This window comes from Haloferax larsenii, from assembly GCF_024730625.1.
Lineage (GTDB): Archaea > Halobacteriota > Halobacteria > Halobacteriales > Haloferacaceae > Haloferax > Haloferax larsenii.
On the sequence record NZ_CP078063.1, the window covers coordinates 2,386,244 to 2,410,532 of the forward strand.

A 24,289-nucleotide genomic window follows, 5' to 3' on the forward strand; every position below is an offset into this window, starting at 1 on the left:
GACCTACTTTTTCCAACGGAGAAGAACTCGGGCGTTAGCTGTACCGCTCTTCGTTCCACGGATTCGCCGTGTTCGAATAGCCGCGTTTCTCCCAGTAGCCGCGTTCGGGTTCCGTGAGGAACTCGACGCCCGTCACCCACTTCGCGCCCTTGTAGGCGTACTTGTGCGGTGTGACGACGCGGAGCGGGCCGCCGTGGTCCGCGGGCAGGTCGTCGCCGTCGTACCCCCAGACGAACATTACTTCGTCGCGCATGCACTCGTCGAGCGGGAGGTTGGTCGTGTAGCCGTCGAGCGCGTGGAACATGACGTGGACCGCGTCGCCTACGACGCCCGCTTCCTCGGCGAGCGTCGGGAACGTGACGCCCTCGAACTCGCAGTCGAACTTACTCCAGCCAGTGACGCAGTGGAAGTCCTGTACCTGCGTCTCGGAGGGAAGCGACTGGAACTCCTCGAACGAGAGGTCGAGTTCGGTTTCGACCGCGCCCCAGACCTCGAACGACCACGTCTCGGGGTCCCACGACGGCGTGCCGCTCTTCGAGAGGACCGGGAACCGCTGTGTCTCGCGCTGTCCCGGCGGCAGGCGGTCTCCATCGAACTCTTCGTGGAGGTGCGTGACGTTCTTGCTCATGGTCGCATCTTCGACCCGACGCACCTATCTGTACCGACTCGGAGAGCGCGGTCGGTTCGGTGTTCGAAAACGAACGTCCACCGATGGTAAAAAGAAACATACCAATCCGTAACCAACAATTCGAGAATCCGAATTGTCCCCCCGGCAGACTTAAATACGGCCCTTTCAAACCGTCGGACGTTCAGATGCCGAAAGTAGAGATAACCGTTCCGGAACACCTGGAGATGCAAATCGTGCAGCTCGTCGAACAGGGGGAGTTCGTCAACCGCGACGAGGCAATCGAGGACCTCCTGTCGACCGGAATTCGTGCGTACAAGACCAGCGGCCCGATGTCGGACGACGACCGGGCCTACGAAGACGACGGGATGATGGGTCACGAAGACGAGTACGTCTTCTGAGCCGAATGACAGCCCGCCCCAATAACTCTTAAACCACCGTCGAACCTAAGCAACCCTCATGCACAAGGACGAACTGCTCGAGCTCCACGAACAGATGGTTATCATCAAAGACCACTTCAAATCCCGCAATCACGTCGACGACACGCTGTTCGACCCGTACGACGAACTCGGCGTCGAGCCGTCCCACGTCCACAAATCGAAGAGCGAACACAAACACGCCGTCTTCGTCCTCGGGAACGCCCTCGCCACCGCGATGAGCGAAGACGAGTTCTCCAGTGCCGGCCGCGTCGGAAAGCGTATGGAAGAACTCGCAGACGACGCCGAAGGTAAGATCTGAACGGGTCCCCCCGCTCGCAGCACTGCCCGCCGCCGGCATCAGTCACACCAGAACCGACTGCCGGAGCTCACTTTCGTCCACTTCGTGCTTCGCGATAGCACGTGACACGATTTTCCCACTGGTTTCTTAACCTCTCGTTTGCTGGTGACTGGTAGCAAATGCTCGACATCCCCGGTTGGGTGCCGCTCCACCGGCTTGCGGTCGTCTTCGCACTTCTCGTTGCTATCGGAGCGCTCGCTCTCGTCGACCGGCCCAACCGTCTCACAGCAACGCTTCGCCGACGCTTCCTCTTCGGGGTTCCGTGGGGCACGCTCGTCACCATCGGTGGCGTCCTGGCAGTGTATCTCTTCTTGCAGGACGGCTGGTCGTCGTGGTATCGACCAATCGTCATTCCGTTCCGGGCGTGGTCGTACTTCTACCCACTCGGGATGCTCAGCGCACCGTTTTCACATTCGAGCGCCGGACACCTCGTCGGTAACCTGATTGGAACGCTGACGCTGGCTCCTGTCGCAGAGTATGCGCTCGGACACTACCCGAGGCGACGTGGGTCGACCTCGTTCGGGTCGTATCGCACCAACCCCTACGTTCGCGCCTTCCTCCTCTTCCCTGCGGGCGTGTTCGTCGTCGGACTCCTGACCTCGGTGTTCGCGCTCGGTCCCGTCATCGGATTCTCCGGCGTCGTCTTCGCGTTCGGCGGGTTCGCACTCGTCACGCGACCCATCACGACCATCCTCGCACTGTTCTCGGGTCGCGTCGTCCGTCTGTTCTACGACGCGATGCTCTCGCCCGAAGTGACTGCCACGGCCCGCCCCGTGTTCTCGACGCCGTGGTGGGCACAAATCGCCCTGCAGGGGCACGCGATTGGGCTTCTGTTCGGCGTCATGCTCGGCATCTGGGTCCTGCGTCGTCGCGACGGCCCCCAACCGACGGCGATGCGAAGTTTCGCCGCAGTCCTCTTGTTTGCGGTCCAGGAGTCGATGTGGGCCGTCTACTGGTTCCGCGGGTCCGAGACGTTCGTCCTCTTCCGTGCCGTCGGCTTGGCCCTCGTCATCATGTTGGCGATACTCGTGGCACTCACCGTCGCCTCCTCTAACCGGCCGATTCGAGCGAACGCACCGACCGGGTCGGTCGGGTCCGCACACCGGTGGCAGGTCGGGATTGCCGTACTCCTCCTCGCCACGTCGGCACTCACGGGACCGGCGATTCCAGCCAACATGTTCACGGCCGCGTCCGACGACCTGCCCGGCGAAAGCGTCGACGTGAGAGATTACGAAATCACCTACGTCGAGGACGTTCCGAACGGACTGACCGCCGCGTTCGACATCGAACTCTTCGGAGAGTCGACGACGACCAACACGTCCGGCGTCGTCGTCAAGAGCGAACAGCGTGGTATCTGGACGACGGCAGTCTCGAAAAACCGACTCGCGTTCGACGGTCGGTCGGTCGTCAGACTCGGCGGCGTCGGCTGGCGCGACGAGGCCGTCGCCGCCCGCGATGGCTACGTCGTCATGGGCACGGGAACGTCCGCGTATCGCGTCTTCCTCGCGACAGGAAACGAGACCGTCCTCGCCCACAAGACCGGACCCGTACAGGCTGAACCCGTCGTCGCCGGACGCAACATCTCTGTCGTCCCGACGGACGCGGGCTACGACCTCCGAGTTTCGTCAGACCGGGGGACCGTCCGCGGACCGATGCCCACAGCGAACGTCAGCACGACCCTCGACGACATCCGATTCGTCAGACACGAGCAGTTCGTCTTCGCCGAGCATCGAGGGACGCGCGTTCGAGTCGCGCGGGAAGAGACGTATAATTAAAGAGCGCCCCGCCGGACGACCGCGTCACCACTCGATTCTGAACACTTCGGCGTCGAGTTCCCGTCGCTCGTCTTCGTGGAAGTCGAACTGGTGGTCGAGGTCGAAGGTCGCCCGGAAGGCGTCGGTCACCTCGGCACCGGCGTCCTCGGCGAACGCCTCGATGAACTCCTTGCTGCCCTCGTTGTGGACGGAGTAGGAGACGTCGGCGAGCGACGCGATGGTTTCGAGGAACGCGCGGTCTGCGTGCGCGTTCTCGTTTTGCGCACCGAACGGTGGATTCATCAGGACTGTCACCGGTTCGTGCTCGGAGAGACACAGCGGGAGTCTCGTCGCATCGCCGCGGACCCAGTGAACGGGGGCGCTTGCGCCGACGCGACGGGCGTTGTCCACGGCGGTTTCGAGCGCGTCCGCGTCGAGTTCGACGCCGAAGACGCGCGCAGGAGACCGGAGGGCGGCACCGAGAGCGAGCATTCCTGTCCCGGTCCCGAGGTCGACGACCGTCTTCCCGTCGATGTCACCGCGGAGGTCGGCGAGATGGACGAGGTGCGCCGCGAGGTCCGGCGGCGTGGGGTACTGTTCGAGGGCGACTTTCGGGTTTTCGAAGCCAGCGACTACCGCCAGTTGCGCCTCTAACGCGGCCTTGGTTGCCATCAGGTGTTCGTGCGGTGGCGAACCTCAAAAGCGACACCCTCGCGGTGGGCCCGTTCTTCGAGGGCGGCCAGCGCCGACTCCTCGTCCTCCGGGCGACACGACCGGGCCACGTCCACGACGATACGCCCGGAACCGAGGAACGACGCCGCGCGCACGTACTCACGCAGACGGTCGGACTCGGACTGAATCGCCAGCGGGTCGTCTTCGCAGAACTCCGCTTCGACGACGAGTTCGGCCGGAAGGTAGCCCTCGTCGGCGAGTCCGGCTTTCAGGTCCCGAAGCCGCGACGGGGCGGTCGAATCGAGGTTCGACGCGTCGAGGACGACAGGGGTGAGGTCGGTCGAGCGGGTGGTCGAGAGCGCTGCTTTCACGTCCGAGGTGTCGTGGGTGCTCATGTCGTCCACACATATTCTCTAGTTATACATATAGCTTTGTGAATGCGCAGTAGTAATCATAGGGCAGGAGATTTCGGGAGGAATTCGGCTCAGTCGGCTCAAAACGGCAGGCTAGAGACTAATGAGGGCGGAGGCCGAACGTACTTCGGGGGTCACACGCTTCACCCCCATTCCCCACGGCGGAGTGTGGAGTCGCACAACACCCCTGGGGGAGCTTTTCCAACGCGTGGTCTCACTGGGGTGGCGCTTTTCCCGGTCTCACTGGAGTAGGACTCTTTCCAGTCTCACTGGAGTAGCGCCTACTGGTACGTGTACGTGGCCACCGTCGATCCCGACGAGTCGGTCACAGTCACCGTGTCACCACCGTTGTTCCAGACCGCACCCGAGCGTCCCCAATACACGTCTGTCTCAGTGTCCGTCCCGGACCCGGTGTAGAGCGTGAGCGTCTCTCCGGCCGGGAGTTCGGTTCCCTCGGCGAAGGTGTACGACGCACCGGCCGCGTCCGAGACGGTCCACCCCGAGAGGTCGAGCGTCTCCGTGCCACCGTTTCGGAGCGTCACGTACTCCCCGTTGAGGTTGTCGTTGTCGTTGCCGGGTGCGTCGGCGACGACGTCGATGCTGAGCCCGTACTCGTTCGTTGCGGTGGTCCCTTCGGCAGCACCTCCTTCGGTCGCGCACGACCACAAGCCGACACCGCGCTCACGCGCATCGCGCTCTGCGCGTTCGTACCGCGTGCGCTCTTCGAGCGAACTCTCGTAGAACCGCGCGTGTCCCTCGGCGAGCAACTCGTAGTTGAACTCCGCGCCGTCGACGACGACGTAGGCGAGAATCCTCCCGTAGTAGCCGCGCTCGCCCGCCTTCTCGTCGTACCGAAGACCGACCGTTCGGTTCGACAGGCGCGTTTTTGCGAAGTCGCTGGCGTCGTGTCCAGCCTCGCGGAGACAGGCCTCGCCCGCCTCGGTCTCGGGGACGCCTTCGAACTCGTCGGGTGTGTTCGAGCCGTACACCTCCGGCGTATCGACGCCGAGCAACCTGACGGTCTCGCGCGCGCCGTCGGGCATGACGACTTTGATAGTGTCGCCATCGACAACTTCGACGACCTCCACGGTCACGTCGCTCTCTGCTGGGTCGGCTCTCTCCGTGGGTGTCGTCGGGGCCGGTGTCGTCGTCGCGCTCGTCGCCGTACTCGTCGTGGTATCTGTCTGACCAATTCCGCCGCCGAGACATCCCGCGAGAACCGCGAGAATCACGACAACGAGTGTCGCGGTAGCACGTCTGACCATCCGATTCACCGTTGGTCAAGGAACATTATAAGTAGGTGAGTCAGACAGGTCGACCGGCGAGAGAGGCGAATCGCTAGACAGCGTGCTGTATAATATTTCTGATACAAAGGTTTAAATTCGAGCTCCACCAGAAACCTTTTAATGGAACGTCCGAGCCGGCAGCGTCAACGTGAGGAGGCAACGGCACAGGAGGACGAGCAACTAAGTTGCCCGGAGTGTGGGTCCGACCAGGTCGTCACCGATGCAGACCAGGGGGAACTGGTGTGTGACGACTGTGGTCTCGTTCTCGACGAGCGTCAAATCGACCGTGGTCCAGAGTGGCGTGCGTTCAATCACTCGGAACGCCAATCGAAGTCTCGTGTCGGTGCGCCGATTACCGAGACGATGCACGACCGCGGGCTGACGACGACCATCGACTGGAAGGACAAAGACGCATACGGACGGTCGCTCTCCTCGGAGAAGCGGTCGCAGATGCACCGCCTGCGAAAGTGGCAGGAACGAATTCGAACCAAAGACGCTGGTGAACGAAACCTGCAGTTCGCACTCAGCGAAATCGACCGCATGGCGTCGGCACTCGGCGTTCCGCGGTCGGTCCGTGAGGTCGCGTCGGTCATCTATCGCCGCGCGCTCAACGAAGACCTGATTCGCGGGCGCTCCATCGAGGGCGTCGCCACGTCGGCGCTCTACGCCGCCTGCCGTCAGGAAGGTATCCCGCGCTCGCTCGACGAAGTCGCGGAGGTATCTCGCGTTCCGCAGAAGGAGATTGGACGAACATACCGATACATCTCGCAGGAACTCGGGTTGGAACTCAAACCCGTCGACCCCAAACAGTTCGTCCCTCGTTTTGCATCCGCGCTCAATTTGTCCGAAGAAGTTCAGTCCAAGGCCACCGAAATCATCGACGTCTCCGCAGAGCAGGGCCTGCTCTCGGGCAAGTCGCCGACCGGATTCGCCGCCGCAGCCATCTACGCGGCATCGCTTCTCTGCAACGAGAAGAAGACCCAGCGCGAAGTCGCCGACGTCGCGCAGGTGACCGAAGTCACCATCCGGAACCGGTACCAGGAACAAATCGAAGCGATGGGCTTCCGCTAACGTCCGTCGTCAGTTTTTAACGAACACCACGACGCCCCGCCCCCACAGAGCTGTGTCGTATTCGTGCGCGACGTACCCATCGAGCAGCGGCGCTATCGTTCCGCGCTCGGTCGCCGGCGCGATGACGACCGAGGGAACGTCCGACATCGTCCGGAGTTCGGCCGCGTTCGCAACCGAGCGTGTGTCCGCATCCTCGCGAGCGACGTACCACGTGACGGGCAATCGCTCGCCCCACGAAGCTGGCACCGGCGGATAGGCGTCAGCCGTGTCTGCGACGTACATCGAACTCCCGTAGTAGAGGACGTCCGCGCCCGCGTCGTCTGTCTCCCCAATCCAGCCCGACACGTTCTCTCGGAAGGACGTGAACTCCGCGTTCGGTTGGGCGTAGTGTGCGAGGTCGGTGTCGCGTTCGGTCGGTCCGTACACCTCGCTGGCGGCGACTGCCCCGGTCTGAGCGAACAGCGCACCGAAAATCAACACCGCGGCAGCGACCCGCGAGGCGTCGCCCGCGTCGAACGCACGTTGTCCCCATCGTACGAGGGCCGCCAACGCGACCGCTCCCGGAAGTGCGAGCGGGACGACCACGTGCACGCCGAGCCACGGAGCCGAAACCTCCGAGAGCATCGGGACGAAGACCAGTGCCGTCCCGGCCCAGTACGCGCCCACAGAGACGAGTGCGCGCGGTCCGTTCGCAGTGTATCTGTCCACGAGGAACGCGCCGAGCGCCAGTATCGACAGCGGAACTGCTGCGACGGCGAGCGTGCCGAGAAGGTCACCGAGATACGGGAAGTACTCGTGAGTGTAGTGTGGGTATCGGTGAACGACGCGGACGCCGACGAGTCGCCGAACAGAGCCGAAAAGCGCCGCATCGAGCGCGGCCAGTATCGTTCCCGGCGTGTAGAGACCGGCAGCGTCGGTCTCACCCGCACGGGGGGCGAACGTGAACACGTACAGACCGACGAAGACGAGGAACGCCCGGGCCGCTGGCGTCGCCGAGCCGCGAGCACGTGCGACGAGCTCACCCAGTCGCGTCGCGACCGGCCGCGAGGAAGCGACGAGCGCGGCGTGGTCGAACACGAGAAGACCAGCGACGCCGAGACACGCGAGCGCGACGATGCCGAAGCCCGAGGCGGCGATAGCGAGCGCTGCGGCCGCCGCGAGTCCATAGGCGTTCCATCTGCTGCCGCCGTCGAGGAGCCTGACGGCGAACCCGAGGACGAGCAGGGCGAAGCCCGCCGCGAGGACGTCACCGCGCGCGAATTGGCCGTAGTAGACGAGGAGCGGATTGAGGGCGAGAATCGCGGCGAGTGCGACGGTTTCGTCGTCATCGAGTCGCGCTCGAAAGAGGAGCGCGGCACCGGGAAGCAGCGCTCCGGCGAGGGCGAACGGGAGCCGGAGGGCGAAGTCGGTCGTGCCAAACAGGGCCAGCGACGGTCGGGCGAGGAGGTAGACGAGCGGGCCGCCAGCGACGGGGCGGTAGCTGAAGAACCCAGACTCCAGATATCTGAGACTCCAGTAGCCGACTCGGGCTTCGTCCCAGTGGAGTGGCCGAGACCCGAGCGCGGCGAGGCGAACCGCGAGTGCGAGGACCACCATCGCACCGACGGCGAGCCCTGTGCGGTCGACTCGTCGCCGGAGGCGAGCGGGAATCATGGGGTGACGTGACACCGCGGGCGGCAAGGTGTTTTCGGAACAATCGAGTCGTCGTCGTCCCACAGTCGCGTTCGAAAGCGTCATCCTACCGGCCCGGTAGGTGACGGGTATGGCGCTCATCGAATCGCTTCCGCCGCGTCCACTGGAAGCCTCCGAACTGACGTCGCTGAATCGGTCTGACGCGTTCGAACTCGTCGTCTCTATCGAGAGCGAAGAGCCGGCGCGCGGACTGCTGTTTGCGACCGCGTCGTGGGTCAAAGGAGTCGCCTACGACGACCGGCAGGGATGGACGGTCGTCGACACCGTCGAACTCGACGAGGAGACCGCCAGAATCGACGGCCTGCAAGCCTGTGAGGAGGCGGTTCGTTCCTTCCACGACGACGGGAACGAGGAGTAGAACTAACTCCGCCGCATCCCAAATACAACTGTCATGTACGACGATATTCTCGTGCCGACCGACGGAAGTAAAGCCGCCGAGCGTGCCATCGAGCACGCACTCGATATCGCTGAGACCTACGGTGCGACACTGCACGCGCTCTACGTCGTCGACACGAGTATCTACACGTCGCTCGACGCCGGGGCAGACGTCGTCATCGACGCCCTCGAACGCGAGGGCGACGTTGCGACCAAGCACATCCTCGATGCCGCCGAGGACGCCGGCGTCGACGCCGACGCCGAGGTGACGACCGGGACTGCGTACCGGTCGATTCGAGACTACATCGAGTCTCACGACATCGACCTCGTCGTCATGGGAACCCACGGACGCACCGGTCTGAGTCACTACCTGCTCGGCAGCGTGACCGAGCGCGTCGTCCGCACCTCGCCGGTTCCGGTTCTCACGGTTCGGATGGACGAGGAAACAGGAGACGAAGACGAGACGGACGAGATGGCCGACGCCGAGGACGCGGAGACCGCGTAGTCCGAAGACACAGGTCAGCCGACCGCCCCAATTCGTTTCCGACCATCCCAATTCGTCCCCTCTGTGGCGACTAAACTACACCTCCGGTCAACCTTTGATAAACAGTTTTGTCGGGGTCGCTCATATCCCGAGGTATGACTGACTACACCGTCGAGTTCGTCGGGACCGGCGAGACCATCACCGTCTCCGACAAACAGACCATCCTGAAAGCGTGTATCGAGGAGGGCATCGCACAGGAGTACTCCTGCCGTGTCGGGATGTGTCTCGCCTGTTCCGCGGAGATACTCGAAGGCGAAGTTACCCAGCCTGCGGCCCGCGGTTTGACCGACGAGGAGGCCGAGCAGTACGCACTCACCTGTATGGCACGCCCCCAGAGCGACCTCAAACTCGAACGCGGCGTCTACCCGCCGAGTATCGAAGACGACGCCGCCGCCGCCGGCGCTGTCGCTGACGACGACTAACGACGGGTTCTTCGGAGATACGCTCGCCCGGTGTGGGCGGGTGCTGGTCCGTTCCTCTTCACTTACGCGTCTGGAACTGTCGCCGCGCAGTTGTTCGGCCCCAGTTCCGCCTCGAACGCCTCGTCGTCGGTGAGCGACTGTCGGCCCAGGTTGGTCGCGATGATGCGCTCGAAGTTCGCCGGGCGAGGAGGCATATCGGCGAGGACGAACTCGACGAACTCGTCGGTGTCCATCGAGAGCGCCTCCAGACGCTCTCGAAGTGTGTCGAGCGTCGCCACGTACGCCCCGTTTTCGGGCGTCGCCTGCGTGCTGTAGTGAGCCGGTGCGATTCGCGTGTCGCCGTCGAACTCGGCGTACCTCCCGACGAGTGTCTCGTGCAGTCGTCTGGCGGCCTCGGGCGCACCCTCGTCGCCGTCTTCGAGGTCCGGTCGGGCGACGCTCTCCAGAAAGAGCCCGTCGCCGACGAAAAGTAGGTCACCGAGTCGGTAGGCGGTCATCTCCGAGGTGTGTCCGGGCGACGCGACTGCGACCAGTTCCGTGTCGCCGACGGGCACTGTGTCGCCGTCTTCGACGAGTCGCGCGTCGAAGTCGAGACCACGGGCGGTCGCACCTGCGGGAAGGACGACTTCTGCACCGGTGCGGTCGCTGACGGCTCGGACGCCACTCACGTGGTCGGCGTGGACGTGCGTGTCGATGGCGGCGACGATGTCGGCACCCAAGTCGGCCGCGTCTTCGACGTATCGGTCGGCGAAGGCGCGCAGCGGGTCCACGACGACGGCCTCGTCACCGGAGACGACGAGCGAGGCGAGACAGCCACTCGACGGGCGGTCGTACTGGAGCACTGTCGCGTCGGCGTGTGGTATCTCTGTGGACAGGTACACCCGCGCCCAGCCGTCCATACCGGTCGCTAAGTTCTCGGCTTCGACGCCGACTTCGTTCAGGAGGTCGGCGACGTGGTCGCTCGCCTTCCCCTCGCCGCACACGACGACGACAGGGTCGGGCGCGTCAGCGAACTGCTCGGCGAGTTCGTCGACGGTGCCGAGCACCTCCGCCTGCGTGAACTTGACCGCGGGAATCTGCGTCGCGGTGACGCTCGGACCATCGACGTGCCACTCCTCGAACTCGTCGCGGTTCCGAACGTCGAGGATGGTCGTCGGTTCACCACGCTTGAGTCGTCGTGCAAGCGTCTCTGGGGACATATCGGGGTCGTAGGGTCGCCCGACGTAAGAACACACCGCGGGAAGGAGCTGAAAAACGGAGCCTCCGAGAGAGACAGCAGCAGACGCCGATGACCGTCCGTTACTGGTCTTCGCCGCCGTCGTTGCGGAAGTGGGCCGGTGGGTCGTCTATCGACCCGTCTTGGACCGACCCCGGAATCGTATCGACGCCGGACGGCCCGTCAGCAGCCCCGGAGACAGCGTCTGACGCCGCATCGGGCATTGACCCGGGCGTCGCGGCATCGAGGCGAGAGGCCCCGCCGGTCTCGTCCAGTTCAGTGAGTCGGTGGGTTGCGTCGCGAATCGCGAGCACTTGCTCGGTCTGAGCGCGGTTGGCGTCGGCAACCTCACCGATTTCGTCGGAGACGTCCGTGGCGTGTTCGGTCGCTCGTTCGACCATATCCGCGATTTGCTCTGCACTCACCGCTTGGTCGTCAGTCGCGGCCGCGACTTCGCTGACGCCTGCGGTCGCCTGTTCGACCGCCGCAGAGATGTCCGTGAGACTCCGCATCACGTCCTCTCCTCGGTCGATACCGTCGTAGAGGCGGTCGGTCGTCTGCGAGAGACTGTCGATGGTCTCCTGTGCCTCGACTTGAATCTGGTCGACCGTCTCTTCGACTTCGGTCGCGCGTGCCTGTGACTCCTCGGCGAGGTTCTTCACCTCGCTTGCGACGACGGCGAATCCTTCACCGGCGTCGCCCGCGCGGGCCGCCTCGATAGACGCGTTGAGTGCGAGCAGATTCGTCTGCTCTGCGATGTCGTTGATGGCTTCGAGGACCTCGTCGATTTCGTCGATTCTGTCGTGGAGTTGCTGGACGTCCTCCGACGCCGTCTCCGCCGCCTCGCTCACGTCGCGCATGACGTCGATAGCCTCGTCTGCCGCGTCTTCGCCCTCGGCCGCGCGTTCTGCCGCGTCGGCGCTCGTTCGCTCGACCTCTTCGGCCGTCGCCGCAATCTCCTCGACAGTGGCGCTCATGTCGGAGACCTCGGCAGCGACCGTGGACATGTCCTCGGCCTGCGAGTCGGCGATATCCTCGATGTGGGTCGCTCGGTCCGTCACTTCCTGCGAACGTTCGAGTAACGTCTCGACGGGTTCTCGAACGTCGGCTTCGACCTCCTCTGCGAGTTGGCGACGCTGTTCTGCCTCCCGCTGGGCCGTCTCGCTGTAGGAGTCGATGTACGTCTCCATCGCGACTTGCTGGTCCAACGAGAGGAGTTTCAACACCGGAATGAATCGCTCGACGACAGCATCGACCGCGTCTTCGACGTTCGATTCGGTTGTGGCGTCACCGCGGAATTTGCCGAGCAGTGCTTCGACGGGGGAGTCAGCCGACTCGTCGGCACTTGCGGACGCGCTGGTTCCACCGAACTCCGCTTTCACGTCCTCGGCGATTGCCTCGGCAATGCCCTCGTAGTACACCGAGTAGGCCCCGAGGTAGTACTTCGGGCCGAGGTCTATCATGTCGTGGATTTTGCCGATTCGCGCCCGCTTCGCGAAGTAGTCGGTGTCGTACTCGCCGCGACCCAGCGCGCGGAGATACGCCGCCTGGTCGGCTTGGAGCATCTCGGTCGTCTTGGTCGACCGGTCGAAGTACGCGGCAGCGCCAGCGTGCTCGCCGAGGTGGTCGTAAAACTCCTCTGCGAACTCGTCGGCGACGTCGTCGAAGAGCGGTTCCAACGATTCGAGCAGGCGTTCGTCGTCGTCCGAAAGTCTGACGAACGATTTGCGCTCTTCGACCTCTTTTGCGTCGATATTCAATCGTGAGAGAAGGTGCTCTCCGTCGACGCGCGCCCTCGCGTCAGCCGTTACTTGTTCGGAGGAGTCAGCCATTGCCGGTATTGAACAGATTCCACTATTTCAATCCTCACTACGCAGTATCACGATTGATACCCTCGATGCGCGGGGACATTATTTCGCATCGACACGGCGATTTGGACAGAACGTTAACATCTGTGGGGAACGTGCGTCGTCGCATGGACGCCGATGCATTTCGTGACGCGGTCGAGGACGCAAAACAGACCGAACTCGACCGACTCGGCTCGTCGAAACTCCTCATCGCGTTGACCGAGGCGGACCTCTCCGAGCCAGCCGTGCTCCGGGCCGCTGCGTTCTCCGAGCACGCGGCCCGCGAAACCTTCAGCGAGTGGGCAGCCGACGAGGCGGTCGACTCGGCGCGAGCGGCGTTCGAATCGACCGCAGAACAGGAAGCAGAACACCTCCAGCGCGTCCTCGAACGCCACGACGAAGATATCGAACTTCCAGACGAACCGGGCCCGATGCACGCGTATCTCCGCGGGCGCGACGACACCATCGAGCGCGTTGCGGCCGGGATGGTCGGTCGCGGGGTCGTGTCGCTTCGGACCCACACGCAGGTCATCAGTTTCTTCATCAACGAAGCGGACCCGGCCGGTGCAGACCTCTTTCGGGACCTCAAACGCGAGACGGACGCGACGCTCACGACCGGACTCGACCTCCTGGACGACCTGTGCGAATCAGACGAGGACTGGGAACGCGCGCAGATGGTCGCCGAGTACGTGATACAGGTCGCCTACGACGACTACGCCGACGGACTCGCCGAACTCGGCGTCGACCCCAAGCCACTCTGCTGAGTCGCAGCCATCCCGCTCACGGCCGAACGACGCAACCGAACCTATTCGTCCCCGCCAGTGCTAGCCGGACGCATGAAAACCGAGACGGGGCGCGTCGAGGAACTCTACACCGCGCCCTCGAAAGGTTCGCCGATGGTCGCCCACGACACCGTCGAACTGTGCGATGGTGGCCTCGTTGGCGACCGCTACCGCGACGGCACGGGGTACTACTCGGCGACAGACGGGTGTGCAGTGACGCTCGTCGATGCCGCCTTCCTCGACGACGCCCGAACCGAGTTCGGTCTCGACCTCTCGGATGGCGTCCACCGTCGCAATATCGTCGTTCGCGGCGTCGACCTCGAAACGCTCCTCGATGCGACGTTCGACCTCGGCGAGGCGACGCTCCGCGGAACGAAGCTCCGACCGCCCTGTGCACACCTCGCGGACCTCGTCGGCGACGACGTTGGCGACGCCCTCCGAGAGAAACGCGGCGGTATCTGCGCCGAAGTCGTCGCACCCGGCCGCGTCGGAGTCGGCGACGAACTTCGGGTAGTCGAAGCCAACCCACGAGAGATGGGTCGCCACATCGCCGAGCGACTCGGGGGTGACATCGAATGACTGGACCGAGTTCCGACCCCGAGTCGGACCCCAAATCCCGCGCGATTGCCGGACTGCGTGCCGCATTCGATAGCGACCGCCCGCACGCGTCCGACCCGGTTCTTGCAGTCGCTCCCGGTCGCGTGAACCTCGTCGGAGGACACACAGACTACAACGACGGCCTTTGTCTCCCGCTCGCCGTGGACCGACACGTCGCCGTGGCCGCGTGGCCCCGAGACGACGACGTGATTCGTGCCCACGCGACCGACTTCGGGGAGACGGCGACGTTCGCACCCGACGACAGCCCCGATGGATGGGCCGCCTACGTCGCCGCCGTCGCCCGAGTCCTCCGAGAAGACGTCACCCTCCCCGGCGCTGACCTCGCAATCGCCTCCGACGTGCCATCTGGTGCCGGGCTCTCGTCGTCCGCAGCACTCGAACTCGCGGTCGGCCAGTCATTGCTCGGGGTCGCAGACGCGACCATGGACCCGACCGACCTCGCGCTCGCGTGCTGGCGGGCCGAGCGCGAGGGCGTCGGCGTCGAATGCGGCATCCTCGACCAGTTTGCGTCCGGGCTCTGCGAACCCGACTCCGCGCTCTTCTTGGACTGCCGTTCGCGCGAGTTCGAACACGTCGCGTTCGGCGGCGACGTGGGTATTCTGGTCGTCGACACCGGCGTCTCCCACGAACTTGCCGACTCCGGGTACAACGACCGAGTACGCGAGTGTCGCGAGGCGGTCGCCGCACTCGCAGCGGCGTCAGACTCGAACCTCACGTCGCTCCGAGATGTCGATACCGACCTGCTCGAACGCCACGCCGACGCCCTCGACGACGTTCACTACCGCCGGGCGAGACACGTCGTGTCGGAGAACGAGCGCGTCGAAACCGCGCGGAAGGCGTTGGCAGCGGGTAACTTCGACACAGTCGGTGACGCGATGTACGAGAGTCACGAGAGCCTCCGCGACGACTACGAGGTGAGTTGCGCCGAGTTGGACGCCGCCGTCGAACTCGCGTCCGAGACAGCGGGCGTCTACGGCGCGCGGATGACCGGCGGCGGCTTCGGTGGGAGTGCCGTCGCGCTGGTCGATGGCTCGGAACTCGACCGAGTCGAACGCGAGATTCGCGCCAGCGTTTCGAGCCGAGTCGGCGACGCGGCCGACGTGTTCGCCTGCCGTCCCAGCGGTGGTGTTCGACTGGTTATGTCCGACTAACCACCGTCTACTCTTACTCAGGGAAGATGCTCTCCGGCAGGTACGCCGAGACGGTCCAGTTCGGCGCGTCGACGACTTCGTTTATCTTGAGGTCGACCGCGGCCGAACAGAGGATGTACGCCTCGCCAGCGGTCAGTCCGTGTTCGACCTGCAGGTGCGAAATCATGTGTCGAATCGCCTTCTTCGTGGCGACCATCAGGTCGTCTGCGACGCCCGAGGTGCCGTACATCGGCTCGTCCATCCCTGTCGGGGTGAATGGTCCGCTCGTCTCGAACTCGGGTTGCGAGATGGATTTCCCTTTCAGCACGTCGAACCGCGCCGTCACGAACATCGGTGCTTCGATACCGGTCACACAGACCTCGCCATCGCCCTGCGCCGCGTGGCAGTCACCGGTGGAAAAGAGCGCCCCCTCGACTTCGACCGGGAGGTAGAGCGTCGAACCCTTTGTGAGGTGCTTGATGTCCATGTTGCCGCCGGTGTCGCGCGGCGGGAGCGTGTTGTGTGCGCCGTCTTCGGCGGGGGCGACACCCGAGACGCCGGCGAACATGCCCAGTGGGACTTCGATACCGTCGACGAAGTGCGCCACCTCGTCGTCGAGGTCCCAGACGTGGAGGCCTGGTTCTTCGAAGTCCTCCGGCAGCAAGCCGAACCCCATTCCACCGGGGAAATAGCCCGTATAGCCCCACCCTTTGTGTTCGAAGTCGAGGAACTCGACGGCGAGTACGTCACCCGGTTCCGCGCCTGCGACGGCGACCGGTCCCGTGAGCGGGTGAACCGGGTCGAAGTCCACGTTTGCGAAGTCCTCGGCAGTGGACTGCGGTGTGATTTGCCTGTCGAGTGCGTCCCGACACTCGAAGCGGACGACTGAACCCGGGTCCACCGTCACGAGCGGTTCGAGTCGATTGTCCCACTTGTTGTGGATGTTCTCTTCGGCGGCGGTCAGTTCGTGGTCGACGGTGAAATTAGACGACATGCGCTAGCATATAACGTGGCGAAGTGACAAAAGCTAGCTAGGCGTCCGAGAACTCGAACATTGGGAGTTTTGCGACGCGAGCGGAAATTCGTCTACCATCTCAGCCCGGTTCTGACCAAACTGTCTGCAACAACAGTAAATCGAATTACATAAGGTGGTAAAATGGTATCAAAACACATGGGTGACGAGCTCAACCGCGGCCTCGAAGGGATTGCAGTCGCGGAGACAAGACTGAGTTACATCGACGGCGAGGAGGGCAAACTCATCATCGGTGGGTTCCCGCTCGCCGAACTGGCGGCGAACGCGACGTACGAAGAGAGCGTCTTCTTGCTTCTGAACGACAGGCTACCGACGGCGACAGAGCTCCACGAGTTCCGGAGCGACCTCGCAACACGACGCGAAATCGGTTCCGAGGTGCGTGACGTCCTCCAACGCGCCGCCGAGGCGGACGAACCCCCGATGGATGCGCTGCGAATGGGTGTCGCGGCGGCGAGTCTCGGCACAGACGCCGATTCAAACGAATCCGCGGCAAAGCGCGCAGTCGCCGTCTTTCCCACAATCGTCGCAACCTACTGGCGGTATCGACAGGGCGAGGACCCAGTTGCACCCCGCGACGACCTGAGCCACGCCGCGAACTACCTTTACATGCTGAACGGTGAGGAGCCGACCGACGCCGCCGTTCGCGGCCTCGAAACCTATCTCAACACTGTCGTCGACCACGGACTCAACGCCTCGACGTTCACCGCCCGCGTGGTCGTCTCGACCGAATCGGACGTCGTCTCGGCGGCCACCGCTGCTGTCGGGACGCTCAAAGGGCCACTCCACGGTGGCGCACCCGGACCCGTCCTCGATATGCTTCGGGAGGTCGCCGACGAGGACGACCCGCAAGCGTACGTCCAAGCGAAACTCGACGCGGGCGAGCGCCTGATGGGTTTCGGCCACCGCGTCTACCGCGTCCGCGACCCCCGCGCTGCGGTGCTTTCGGCCGCGGCGGAGAGCTTCTACGAAGACAGCGGCGACACCGAGTTTTTCGACACCGTCCAGGAGTTCGAAGACGTCGCAGTCGAGATGCTGGCCGACCACAAACCGGGTCGGCGACTGGAAACGAACGTCGAGTTCTACACCGCCGCGCTCCTCCACGGCGTCGGCATCCCGAAGGAGCTCTTTACCACGACGTTCGCTATCTCCCGCGTCGGCGGCTGGATGGCACACTGTCTCGAACAACTCGCCGACAATCGCATCATCCGACCCCGGAGTCACTACGTCGGCGAAAAGGGGCGGACGTGGACGCCGGTCGAAGAGCGGTAAGTCGGCGAAGTCACTGCGCAGTCGGTGTCTGCGAAGAGAAAACCGCAGAAGAACGTTCTCGGCTTACGCTTCGTCGAAGAGACTCTCGCCGTCGACCATGTGCTCCTCGACAGCGTCCATGTCGAGCGTCAGACCGAGACCCGGCTTCTCGGGAATCTCGATGTAGCCGTCCTCGATGACGGTCTCCTCGACGAGGTCCTCCCACCAGTCGAGTTCGTAGGAGTGGTATTCGACGGCCAGCGAGTTCGGAATCGCCGTGCCGACGTGCGCGGAGGCCATCGTCGCGACGGGCGACGAGACGTTGTGCATGGCGACCGGGACGTAGTACTGGTTCGCCACGTCCGCAATCTTCCGCGTCTCGCGCATGCCGCCGACCTTGGGCATGTCGGGCGCGACGATATCGACCGCCTGATTCTGGATGAGGCGACGCAGTTCGGTCACGCGGTAGCGGTTCTCACCGACCGTGATGGGCGTGAGCGTGGACTTCGTGACCTCTTCCTGCACTTCGAGGTTCTCCGGCGGGACGGGGTCTTCGAGCCACCACACGTCGTAGTCCTCGATAGCCGCGGCGAGGCGCTTGGCGCTGCCACCCGAGAAGGTCCAGTGGCAGTCGAAGGCGACGTCGGCGCGGTCCTTCACGCGCTCGGTGACAGCCTCGACGATTTCGGCCTTGTGTCGAATCTCACCGGGGCGGAGGTGTCGGTTCGCGCGGTCCTTCTCGAAGCCAGACGGCACGTCGAGGTCGAACTTCAGCGCGTCGTAGCCGAGTTCCTCGACGACGCGCTCTGCCTCGTCGGCGCAGGCCTGCGGGTCGGCCTCTTCTTCGGTGTGGCAGTCACAGTAGACGCGCACTTCGTCGCGGTACTTGCCACCGAGAAGCTGGTAGGCCGGGACTTCGAGAATCTTGCCCGCGAGGTCGTGCAGGGCGATTTCGATGCCGGCGATGGCCGTGACGGTGACGCCCTCGACGGAGCCCTCGCCGGACATCTTCTGGACGAGGTGCTCGTACAGACGGTCGATGTCGAGCGGGTTCTCGCCGACGATGAAGGGCTTCATGCGCTCGATGAGTTCCGGGACGCCCGCTCCCCAGTAGGCCTCACCGGTGCCGACGATACCGGCGTCGGTGTAGATGCGGACGAGTGTCCACGGGAAGTTGCCGTCAACCATCGTCGTCTGTACGTCCGTAATCTCCACGTCGCGGCCGCCACCGCGCTTTGCGGTGACGCCCATCGTCTCCGCGGAGAGCTCTCGCATCGTATACTCCGCGTTCGGGTCGTGAAGGTCCGCGTAGTTCTTACCCATGTGTAGTGGTTTACTCGGTCATTAGTAAAGTTTTTCCGACGCGGCCAAGGTTCGACGGGTCGCTCTGTGCCCGTCCCGGCTCCGAAACGGCCGGTATTAGGCGTACGCCTGCCGATTCAATGCGTCGCCGAAGGTATCTCGGACGAGCGTGTCGAGTTCGACGGGGAGGTCGAGGCGTCGAAGTTCGCGGTGGGCGTCGAACGTCGGGTCGAGGTCGAAGCCACGACGCCGAAGCGCGGAGAGTCGCCAGAGATACGCGAGTCTGAGGAGTCGCATCGCGCCCGTGATATCACGTTCGCCACGAACCCGGTAGCTCACCCAGGCCGAGTTCGGGAGGACGTGATGTGCATCTGCGAGTCCTTCCGTGAGGATGACATCTCGGACTCGCTTCGTAATCGCGAGGTCCACGAGACCGGTGTCGTGGACGTGGCCAATCTCCTTGCCCGCGACGACGAACTCGGTGCCACCGAATCTGTGTGGTTCGACTTCGACTCCGGGCCACCGGAGGACCCGAGAGACGATACGGTCGACTGCTGCAGTCATGCTAGTAGTACGACAGGGGAGAGCATAAGCGAGGTTGTCACCCACACAGACGCTCAGTGATGGGCGGTATTCGTGAACACAGTTATATCCAGATTTCCGAGGTAAACCTCATTGTATCTGATATGTACGCAGCACCGCAGTCGGGGTTTCAGGGCCTCTCAGACGTGGTAGACACTCCCTGAAAGCACCGCGAGTACACGTCATAATCGACGATGGTTCTGAATCGCTGGTAGTCGTGAAGTAACGAAACACCAGTCTGACGAAGGGACTCACGTAATGTCATCAAAGGACACTATCGAACTTTCGCGGCGGAAAGTACTCGGTGGACTCGCGGTCATCGGCGTCGCGTCTGCGACAGCAGGGGCGGGAACCATCGCCGCGCTCAACGATACCGAGACGAGCAACGGGAACAGTATCTACGCGGGGACACTCGACCTCAAGATTGGGTCGCCGGGTTCGTTCGGCGACTCGAACGTCAGGCTCCTCAACGCACAGGGAATCGTGCCGGGGCAGAGTGGCTCCGGGATGGTTCACCTCAAGAACGACAACAGCAGTAGCACCGGCGGTGCAGTCGACGTTCGCATCACCGACGTCAACGCCAGAGAGAACGGCCGGACTGAGATGGAACGCGAAGCAGGCGACACGGACTCCGACTCCGAACTGCCCGAGTATCTCACGGTTCGGATGTACTTCGAAGACCTCGCCACTGGCGACCGGACGTATCTCGGTGACGACGTCTTCCGCAAGGCGTCGAACCGCCTCCAGTCGGGCAAGACGTTCGCTGTCCACTACCCGCTGGCACCGAGTGAGAAAGTGAAGTTCGTCCTCGAATGGCAACTGCCCGCCTCCGCGCCCTCGACTATCATGACCGACACCATCAGCGTCGACTTCGCGTTCGACATGATGCAGGCGGTCCTCGGAACGTCAATCGACGGCGGGTCGAACAGCTACGGCGACGTGAGCGGCAACTCGCGCTTCGATGGCTTCCCCGCGTGGACCGCCTCTGACAAGGCCTTTGATACGAAGGCCGTCTTTGGCGGCTCTGGTGACGAACTCCGAATCTCCGGGAACCCCGGTGGCTCGTACACGTGGACTGGCTCACCACTGAGTGCCCCGTTCACGTTCACGTACGATGGTGCGACGACGGCGAGCATCAACCTCGGTGGAAGCGGCGGCTCGACAGTGACCGGGACGGTTCCCTCGACCGACTCCGGCATCTTCGCGCTCATCGCCAAGTCCGAATCCGGCGGGACCGTCGAAGTCTCGAACGTCGCTATCAACGGCATCGCCGCCGCTCCGGGAATGGTGACGAAGTCCGGAGACGGAACGAAGGGCATCGAATTCGACGTCGGTGACTTCAGCGGCGGCGTCGAGGTCACGGGCACCATCGAGCTGTCCGGGACGATATCCGCCCAGGAGACTGGTCTCCAAATCGACGTCAGAGACGACTAAGAACCGACCACGAGCGGTGGGCGACCGCCACCGTCTCGCACCCACCCATTTCCGTACATGAACCTCAATCCGTCAACCCTGCTTCGGGGCCTCCTCGTCGCCGTCGTTGTCATCGGTGTCTCGATAGCCGTGGTGTTCGCCGTCCCCGCCGTCGTCGGTGCCGACCACGGCTACGTCGTGCTTACCGGCAGTATGGCTCCAGCAATCGCCGCCGGCGACGCTATCATCGTCGACGACCGACCGGCAGCACGCATCTCCGAAGGCGACGTTATCACGTTCGTCCCGTCCGGTTTCACCTCACAGAGCGACGTTCGGGTGACACACCGCGTCGTCGCGGTTCACGAACGAGCGGACGGCATCTACTTCGAGACGAAGGGAGATGCGAACGAGGACCCCGACCCAGGGCTCGTCCCTGCCGACCGCGTCATCGGAGTGGTCGTCTTCAGCATTCCCAAGTTCGGGTATCTGGTCTCGTTTGCGGGTACGCCGATGGGTAAGCTCTCCATAATCGTCGTTCCCGCGTTCCTTCTGGCAGTGTCCGAGGTGTACTCGCTCGTCGGGAAGGGACTCGTAAAACAGGAGCGTGAGCGATGATGGTCAACCGGTACGGAACCGCACTCGCAGTCGTCGCGGTCGTGATGCTCTCGTTTGCCTCCGGCGGCGCATACACGTTTAGCGCCCTCACCGATACTGAAACTGCAGACGCCGTCGTGTCGGCCGGCGTGTTCGACGCTGCCGACGAGAATTCGGGCGGCAGCGGGTTCGAGAGTGCAAGTGATGGCAGTGCTGTGGCGTTCGCTGCCGCAGATGAGAACGAAACCGGCGACACGGACGACGACGAGGGCGATGAGCTGGACGAATCCGACGACGAAAACGAGACTGAGACCGCGTTCAACAACACGACCGTCACGAACGAGACCGACACCCCGGCCGCCAACACGACTGTCGGCAACGAAACCGACAGCAACACGAACGAAACGAACACGACCGAATCAAACGAGACGGAGACGGGCGATATCAACGAATCTGACTCTGACGACATCAACGAGACGGAGACCGACGACATCAACGAATCCGACTCCGACGATATCAACGAAACCGAGACCGGCGACATCAACGACTCCGACTCCAGCGACACCAACGAAACCGAGACCGACGCCACCAGCGAAACTAACCCCGACGACAGTTCCAACGACGACTCGGAGACAACGGAGACAGCGACGACAGAGGCGGTGGTGGCGGAAAGCGAGACGTTCACCGTGGCCGCAGCAGGCTGACCGAAATCGGTCGACGAGGCGGTTCAGTCGACCAGCAGATTCAGCGCGTAGATGGTTCGGAGCATCGACGAGGCGTCGCCTCGGTCGAAGACGAGGCCGTCCGTGTCGCGGACGTGGTCGAGGACGCCCGGTGAGGAGTGCTCCGGTGCGGCGGAGATGCCACAGTCGTTTTCCGCGACCCACTCCATCACGTCGAGGTCGGACTTGGAATCGCCCATGACGAGTACGAACGGGTCGTCGACGCCGAGCACGTCGAGTGCGGCTTCGACCCCCGCAGCTTTGTTCAGGTCCACGGCCGAGAGTTCCGCAGCGTCGGCGTGGTAGTAGGCGATAGTGACGCGGTCGAACGTCTCTCGGACCTCGTCCGGAATCTCGTCTGTCACGCCCGCTTCGGGGAGCGCGTCGCGGTCGGAGAGAACCGATTCGATTTCCGGGTCCGATTCGGCGTAGAAGGCCCGCGCCCACTCCGGCCCCGCCGGGTCGTCGGTGACGGCCTCGCCGAGCAAGTCGAGCATGTAGACCAGTCCGCCGTCGATGACTGCCTCGGCGTCGTCGCTGCCGGTCTCGTAGTTCGGCTTGAGCGTGACGTTGAACTCGTTTCCTTGCAGGTGGACGTTACCGCGGAGTTCGTCCGGGAGGTCACGGATGACGCGCCCGCGGACGGACTCGAAGACCGACTGGACCGATTCGTCGAGTGTCTCGTAGAGCAGGCGCTTCGTGTCCGACCCGTGGCCCGGTGTGAACACACCGGTTCCTGCCTCGTAGACGATGCTCACGTCGCCGGAGTGGACGAGTTCGTTACCCAGCCCCTGAATCGCGAATCCCTTGACGTTCTCCAGCGTCTGGCCCGTGCAGATGACGATGGGGACGCCTGACTCGTGGAACTCGGTGAGGAGGTGCAGCACCTCTCGTGGAATCTCGTTGTCCGTGCTCCCGGCCGACCGCAACGTCTCGTCTACGTCGAGGACGAGCGCGTTCACGGCGCGACCGTACTTGGTGTAGAGGTCGAGGGCGGTGAACGCCTGGTCTCGGGTCGCCCGTGCTGCGAGTTCCGCGTAACGGTCGCCGTCGGGAAGCGACCGGCGAATGCGTGCCTTTTCGTTGGATAGTTCGTCGGCAACCGCCTGCCAGTGTGAGAGTCCGACCCGCGAGTCCAGCGGCGGCAGCAAGTCGACGAAGTCCTGCTCCTCGCGGACGCCCGCGGCGTCGAAGGTGTCGTACAGCCGATACAGAAGGTCGTACCGCTCCATGTGTCGGTGTGGTCACCCCCAGCCATTAAATCCGCGTCGTTCGGTGAATACCGCCGCCGGTATGCGCAGTCAATCGGTGGCGCCTACTCGACAGACCCCGCAACCCTGATACGGTCCGACCGACGACATGTGCACATGGCACACTGGACCGACAGCATCGTCGGCGACCGAATGACGGTGGACCGCGAGTTCAACGACCACGTGATGAACTCCCGATTCTCCAGTCAGGAGTGGGGGCTCATCATGACGGCCACCGAGTTCGAAATCGAACACGCCGACGACCCAGAGCAAGCGCGCATCGTCGCCAACACCGACAAAGTACCGCAGATTATCCCCGAACTCGACAACATCCGCAAGCAGATGGGGTCGATGGGTGGCGCACCACAGGAATCCGGCGGCGGTAGTGGCGGTAGCGGCCTCGTCGACTCTATCAAAGGTGCGCTCGGCCTCGGAAACGGCGGCGGTGAGAAAGCGTCCGACGAGAAACTCGAAGATGCGGAGCGACTGACCCAAGCCTACGCGGACGCGCTTCAGGAACACCTCGAAAGCAAGGGGAAGTGGGAGCAGGTCAGACTCGCCTACCAGGAGTAATCTGCCACCTCGGGGCTCGTTCTCCCACGGATTGAGCGTTGTTATGCGACGGGAAACTGTCTGCTGCTCAGTCAGCGAGTCAGTGGCACTCTGTCGCTCAGTCAGTACTCGTCGCCCGCGTGGAACAGCGTCCGCTCGCTGGCCTCGTAGATGTTCATCAACTCGGTGATGAGTTCGTCGTACTCTTCGTCTTCCTCGCGTAGGTTGTCGAGTCGGGCGATTGTCTCGTCGTCGAGGTGGATTTGGGGCATGGTTGGAATCACGTCATCAGGCGACTTAAGCGGCAGGGCGGTCCCGAACTATGGCGGTCGTTCTATCGAATTGACCTGAACCGTTAACACGCTCGCC

The 24,289-nt window shown here is 63.6% G+C and carries 27 protein-coding genes; 15 read left to right on the forward strand and 12 right to left on the reverse strand.

The genetic code is table 11. The features are described from left to right. Window positions 1–34 precede the first annotated feature (34 nt). Complete coding sequence (locus tag KU306_RS12485) at window positions 35–628, reverse strand: sulfite oxidase-like oxidoreductase (RefSeq protein ID WP_049918588.1); 594 nt, start codon at window positions 626–628, stop codon at window positions 35–37. A gap of 185 nt (window positions 629–813) precedes the next feature. On the opposite strand from KU306_RS12485, the gene KU306_RS12490 reads away from it, so the two are divergent. From KU306_RS12490 to KU306_RS12500, 3 genes are all read left to right on the forward strand, one after another. Then, window positions 814–1,026, forward strand: coding sequence for a ribbon-helix-helix domain-containing protein (locus tag KU306_RS12490; protein WP_007540115.1), 213 nt, complete (start codon window positions 814–816; stop codon window positions 1,024–1,026). A gap of 58 nt (window positions 1,027–1,084) precedes the next feature. Next, entirely contained in the window at window positions 1,085–1,363 is a 279-nt protein-coding gene (locus tag KU306_RS12495; protein WP_007540117.1) for a UPF0058 family protein, read from the forward strand. A 158-nt stretch (window positions 1,364–1,521) separates the two neighbouring features. Next, window positions 1,522–3,177, forward strand: a complete 1,656-nt coding sequence (locus KU306_RS12500) for a rhomboid family intramembrane serine protease (RefSeq protein WP_258302119.1) — start codon at window positions 1,522–1,524, stop codon at window positions 3,175–3,177. A 24-nt stretch (window positions 3,178–3,201) separates the two neighbouring features. On the opposite strand, the gene KU306_RS12505 is transcribed toward KU306_RS12500, so the two are convergent. From KU306_RS12505 to KU306_RS12515, 3 genes are all read right to left on the reverse strand, one after another. Beyond that, window positions 3,202–3,828, reverse strand: a complete 627-nt coding sequence (locus tag KU306_RS12505; RefSeq protein ID WP_258302120.1) for an METTL5 family protein — start codon at window positions 3,826–3,828, stop codon at window positions 3,202–3,204. Beyond that, window positions 3,828–4,223, reverse strand: a complete 396-nt coding sequence (locus KU306_RS12510; RefSeq protein ID WP_074792564.1) for a DUF7961 family protein — start codon at window positions 4,221–4,223, stop codon at window positions 3,828–3,830. The genes KU306_RS12505 and KU306_RS12510 overlap by 1 nt, the downstream gene beginning before the upstream one ends. A gap of 299 nt (window positions 4,224–4,522) precedes the next feature. Further along, on the reverse strand, window positions 4,523–5,506 hold the full coding sequence (locus tag KU306_RS12515; RefSeq protein ID WP_258302121.1) for a lamin tail domain-containing protein: 984 nt from the start codon (window positions 5,504–5,506) through the stop codon (window positions 4,523–4,525). Window positions 5,507–5,647: 141 nt separating this feature from the next. Here KU306_RS12515 and KU306_RS12520 point away from each other — a divergent pair, with 141 nt between their 5' ends. Next, complete coding sequence (locus tag KU306_RS12520; protein WP_007540126.1) at window positions 5,648–6,598, forward strand: transcription initiation factor IIB; 951 nt, start codon at window positions 5,648–5,650, stop codon at window positions 6,596–6,598. A gap of 9 nt (window positions 6,599–6,607) precedes the next feature. Here KU306_RS12520 and KU306_RS12525 read toward each other — a convergent pair whose 3' ends face one another. Next, the gene (locus KU306_RS12525) at window positions 6,608–8,251 is read right to left on the reverse strand and encodes a flippase activity-associated protein Agl23 (protein WP_258302122.1); all 1,644 of its coding nucleotides are present in this window, start codon (window positions 8,249–8,251) and stop codon (window positions 6,608–6,610) included. 109 nt (window positions 8,252–8,360) lie between these two features. On the opposite strand from KU306_RS12525, the gene KU306_RS12530 reads away from it, so the two are divergent. The 3 genes from KU306_RS12530 to KU306_RS12540 all read left to right on the forward strand — a co-directional run bounded on the left by KU306_RS12530 (window position 8,361) and on the right by KU306_RS12540 (window position 9,631). Next, window positions 8,361–8,648, forward strand: a complete 288-nt coding sequence (locus KU306_RS12530; RefSeq protein ID WP_007540130.1) for a DUF7964 domain-containing protein — start codon at window positions 8,361–8,363, stop codon at window positions 8,646–8,648. 33 nt (window positions 8,649–8,681) lie between these two features. Continuing rightward, on the forward strand, window positions 8,682–9,170 hold the full coding sequence (locus KU306_RS12535) for a universal stress protein (RefSeq protein WP_258302123.1): 489 nt from the start codon (window positions 8,682–8,684) through the stop codon (window positions 9,168–9,170). A 134-nt stretch (window positions 9,171–9,304) separates the two neighbouring features. Continuing rightward, window positions 9,305–9,631: a 2Fe-2S iron-sulfur cluster-binding protein gene (locus KU306_RS12540; protein WP_258302124.1), complete on the forward strand. Its 327-nt coding sequence runs from the start codon at window positions 9,305–9,307 to the stop codon at window positions 9,629–9,631. A gap of 62 nt (window positions 9,632–9,693) precedes the next feature. On the opposite strand, the gene KU306_RS12545 is transcribed toward KU306_RS12540, so the two are convergent. Then, window positions 9,694–10,830 (reverse strand): MBL fold metallo-hydrolase, encoded by a 1,137-nt coding sequence (locus tag KU306_RS12545; protein ID WP_258302125.1) that lies wholly within the window; start codon window positions 10,828–10,830, stop codon window positions 9,694–9,696. Between the two features lie 100 nt (window positions 10,831–10,930). Next, window positions 10,931–12,679: a globin-coupled sensor protein gene (locus KU306_RS12550; protein ID WP_258302126.1), complete on the reverse strand. Its 1,749-nt coding sequence runs from the start codon at window positions 12,677–12,679 to the stop codon at window positions 10,931–10,933. Window positions 12,680–12,822: 143 nt separating this feature from the next. On the opposite strand from KU306_RS12550, the gene KU306_RS12555 reads away from it, so the two are divergent. From KU306_RS12555 to galK, 3 genes are all read left to right on the forward strand, one after another. Next, window positions 12,823–13,458 carry a rubrerythrin family protein gene (locus tag KU306_RS12555; protein WP_258302127.1) on the forward strand — a complete coding sequence of 212 codons (636 nt, stop codon included), beginning with the start codon at window positions 12,823–12,825 and terminating at the stop codon, window positions 13,456–13,458. Window positions 13,459–13,530: 72 nt separating this feature from the next. Beyond that, on the forward strand, window positions 13,531–14,055 hold the full coding sequence (locus KU306_RS12560; RefSeq protein ID WP_258302128.1) for an MOSC domain-containing protein: 525 nt from the start codon (window positions 13,531–13,533) through the stop codon (window positions 14,053–14,055). Then, entirely contained in the window at window positions 14,052–15,245 is a 1,194-nt protein-coding gene (galK, locus tag KU306_RS12565; RefSeq protein WP_258302129.1) for a galactokinase, read from the forward strand. The genes KU306_RS12560 and galK overlap by 4 nt, the downstream gene beginning before the upstream one ends. Before the next feature lie 13 nt (window positions 15,246–15,258). Here galK and KU306_RS12570 read toward each other — a convergent pair whose 3' ends face one another. Next, window positions 15,259–16,218 carry an acetamidase/formamidase family protein gene (locus KU306_RS12570; protein WP_258302130.1) on the reverse strand — a complete coding sequence of 320 codons (960 nt, stop codon included), beginning with the start codon at window positions 16,216–16,218 and terminating at the stop codon, window positions 15,259–15,261. A gap of 177 nt (window positions 16,219–16,395) precedes the next feature. Between KU306_RS12570 and KU306_RS12575 the strand changes: the two genes are divergently transcribed. Then, the gene (locus KU306_RS12575; RefSeq protein ID WP_258302131.1) at window positions 16,396–17,526 is read left to right on the forward strand and encodes a citrate synthase/methylcitrate synthase; all 1,131 of its coding nucleotides are present in this window, start codon (window positions 16,396–16,398) and stop codon (window positions 17,524–17,526) included. Window positions 17,527–17,589: 63 nt separating this feature from the next. On the opposite strand, the gene KU306_RS12580 is transcribed toward KU306_RS12575, so the two are convergent. Both KU306_RS12580 and KU306_RS12585 read right to left on the reverse strand, forming a co-directional pair. Then, entirely contained in the window at window positions 17,590–18,828 is a 1,239-nt protein-coding gene (locus KU306_RS12580) for a mandelate racemase/muconate lactonizing enzyme family protein (protein ID WP_258302132.1), read from the reverse strand. A gap of 96 nt (window positions 18,829–18,924) precedes the next feature. Further along, window positions 18,925–19,371: a luciferase domain-containing protein gene (locus KU306_RS12585; protein ID WP_007540172.1), complete on the reverse strand. Its 447-nt coding sequence runs from the start codon at window positions 19,369–19,371 to the stop codon at window positions 18,925–18,927. A 276-nt stretch (window positions 19,372–19,647) separates the two neighbouring features. Between KU306_RS12585 and KU306_RS12590 the strand changes: the two genes are divergently transcribed. Genes KU306_RS12590 through KU306_RS12600 form a run of 3 tightly spaced genes read left to right on the forward strand, consistent with a single transcriptional unit; the run spans window position 19,648 to window position 22,100 of the window. Beyond that, complete coding sequence (locus KU306_RS12590) at window positions 19,648–20,823, forward strand: SipW-dependent-type signal peptide-containing protein (protein WP_007540174.1); 1,176 nt, start codon at window positions 19,648–19,650, stop codon at window positions 20,821–20,823. Between the two features lie 57 nt (window positions 20,824–20,880). Beyond that, a complete protein-coding gene (locus KU306_RS12595) occupies window positions 20,881–21,417 on the forward strand; it encodes a signal peptidase I (RefSeq protein ID WP_258302133.1) in 537 nt (178 codons plus the stop codon). Then, window positions 21,414–22,100: a hypothetical protein gene (locus KU306_RS12600; RefSeq protein WP_258302134.1), complete on the forward strand. Its 687-nt coding sequence runs from the start codon at window positions 21,414–21,416 to the stop codon at window positions 22,098–22,100. The genes KU306_RS12595 and KU306_RS12600 overlap by 4 nt, the downstream gene beginning before the upstream one ends. A 23-nt stretch (window positions 22,101–22,123) precedes the next feature. On the opposite strand, the gene KU306_RS12605 is transcribed toward KU306_RS12600, so the two are convergent. After that, window positions 22,124–23,350, reverse strand: coding sequence for an HAD family hydrolase (locus KU306_RS12605; RefSeq protein ID WP_258302135.1), 1,227 nt, complete (start codon window positions 23,348–23,350; stop codon window positions 22,124–22,126). Between the two features lie 135 nt (window positions 23,351–23,485). Here KU306_RS12605 and KU306_RS12610 point away from each other — a divergent pair, with 135 nt between their 5' ends. Beyond that, the gene (locus tag KU306_RS12610; RefSeq protein ID WP_007540181.1) at window positions 23,486–23,941 is read left to right on the forward strand and encodes a DUF5799 family protein; all 456 of its coding nucleotides are present in this window, start codon (window positions 23,486–23,488) and stop codon (window positions 23,939–23,941) included. 101 nt (window positions 23,942–24,042) lie between these two features. On the opposite strand, the gene KU306_RS12615 is transcribed toward KU306_RS12610, so the two are convergent. Next, complete coding sequence (locus KU306_RS12615; RefSeq protein ID WP_007540184.1) at window positions 24,043–24,192, reverse strand: DUF7557 family protein; 150 nt, start codon at window positions 24,190–24,192, stop codon at window positions 24,043–24,045. Window positions 24,193–24,289: the final 97 nt, after the last annotated feature.

Bases quoted from the DNA above. Each gene is read 5' to 3' on its own strand.
- KU306_RS12540 (WP_258302124.1), top strand. From the start codon at position 9,305: ATGACTGACTACACCGTCGAGTTCGTCGGGACCGGCGAGACCATCACC.
- KU306_RS12575 (WP_258302131.1), top strand. From the start codon at position 16,396: ATGGGTGACGAGCTCAACCGCGGCCTCGAAGGGATTGCAGTCGCGGAG.
- KU306_RS12590 (WP_007540174.1), top strand. From the start codon at position 19,648: ATGTCATCAAAGGACACTATCGAACTTTCGCGGCGGAAAGTACTCGGT.
- KU306_RS12555 (WP_258302127.1), top strand. From the start codon at position 12,823: ATGGACGCCGATGCATTTCGTGACGCGGTCGAGGACGCAAAACAGACC.
- KU306_RS12520 (WP_007540126.1), top strand. From the start codon at position 5,648: ATGGAACGTCCGAGCCGGCAGCGTCAACGTGAGGAGGCAACGGCACAG.
- KU306_RS12580 (WP_258302132.1), bottom strand. From the start codon at position 18,828: ATGGGTAAGAACTACGCGGACCTTCACGACCCGAACGCGGAGTATACG.
- KU306_RS12605 (WP_258302135.1), bottom strand. From the start codon at position 23,350: ATGGAGCGGTACGACCTTCTGTATCGGCTGTACGACACCTTCGACGCC.
- KU306_RS12550 (WP_258302126.1), bottom strand. From the start codon at position 12,679: ATGGCTGACTCCTCCGAACAAGTAACGGCTGACGCGAGGGCGCGCGTC.
- KU306_RS12490 (WP_007540115.1), top strand. From the start codon at position 814: ATGCCGAAAGTAGAGATAACCGTTCCGGAACACCTGGAGATGCAAATC.
- KU306_RS12595 (WP_258302133.1), top strand. From the start codon at position 20,881: ATGAACCTCAATCCGTCAACCCTGCTTCGGGGCCTCCTCGTCGCCGTC.
- KU306_RS12515 (WP_258302121.1), bottom strand. From the start codon at position 5,506: ATGGTCAGACGTGCTACCGCGACACTCGTTGTCGTGATTCTCGCGGTT.
- KU306_RS12545 (WP_258302125.1), bottom strand. From the start codon at position 10,830: ATGTCCCCAGAGACGCTTGCACGACGACTCAAGCGTGGTGAACCGACG.
- KU306_RS12535 (WP_258302123.1), top strand. From the start codon at position 8,682: ATGTACGACGATATTCTCGTGCCGACCGACGGAAGTAAAGCCGCCGAG.
- KU306_RS12505 (WP_258302120.1), bottom strand. From the start codon at position 3,828: ATGGCAACCAAGGCCGCGTTAGAGGCGCAACTGGCGGTAGTCGCTGGC.
- KU306_RS12600 (WP_258302134.1), top strand. From the start codon at position 21,414: ATGATGGTCAACCGGTACGGAACCGCACTCGCAGTCGTCGCGGTCGTG.
- galK (WP_258302129.1), top strand. From the start codon at position 14,052: ATGACTGGACCGAGTTCCGACCCCGAGTCGGACCCCAAATCCCGCGCG.
- KU306_RS12525 (WP_258302122.1), bottom strand. From the start codon at position 8,251: ATGATTCCCGCTCGCCTCCGGCGACGAGTCGACCGCACAGGGCTCGCC.
- KU306_RS12615 (WP_007540184.1), bottom strand. From the start codon at position 24,192: ATGCCCCAAATCCACCTCGACGACGAGACAATCGCCCGACTCGACAAC.
- KU306_RS12500 (WP_258302119.1), top strand. From the start codon at position 1,522: ATGCTCGACATCCCCGGTTGGGTGCCGCTCCACCGGCTTGCGGTCGTC.
- KU306_RS12610 (WP_007540181.1), top strand. From the start codon at position 23,486: ATGGCACACTGGACCGACAGCATCGTCGGCGACCGAATGACGGTGGAC.
- KU306_RS12495 (WP_007540117.1), top strand. From the start codon at position 1,085: ATGCACAAGGACGAACTGCTCGAGCTCCACGAACAGATGGTTATCATC.
- KU306_RS12530 (WP_007540130.1), top strand. From the start codon at position 8,361: ATGGCGCTCATCGAATCGCTTCCGCCGCGTCCACTGGAAGCCTCCGAA.
- KU306_RS12560 (WP_258302128.1), top strand. From the start codon at position 13,531: ATGAAAACCGAGACGGGGCGCGTCGAGGAACTCTACACCGCGCCCTCG.
- KU306_RS12485 (WP_049918588.1), bottom strand. From the start codon at position 628: ATGAGCAAGAACGTCACGCACCTCCACGAAGAGTTCGATGGAGACCGC.
- KU306_RS12510 (WP_074792564.1), bottom strand. From the start codon at position 4,223: ATGAGCACCCACGACACCTCGGACGTGAAAGCAGCGCTCTCGACCACC.
- KU306_RS12570 (WP_258302130.1), bottom strand. From the start codon at position 16,218: ATGTCGTCTAATTTCACCGTCGACCACGAACTGACCGCCGCCGAAGAG.
- KU306_RS12585 (WP_007540172.1), bottom strand. From the start codon at position 19,371: ATGACTGCAGCAGTCGACCGTATCGTCTCTCGGGTCCTCCGGTGGCCC.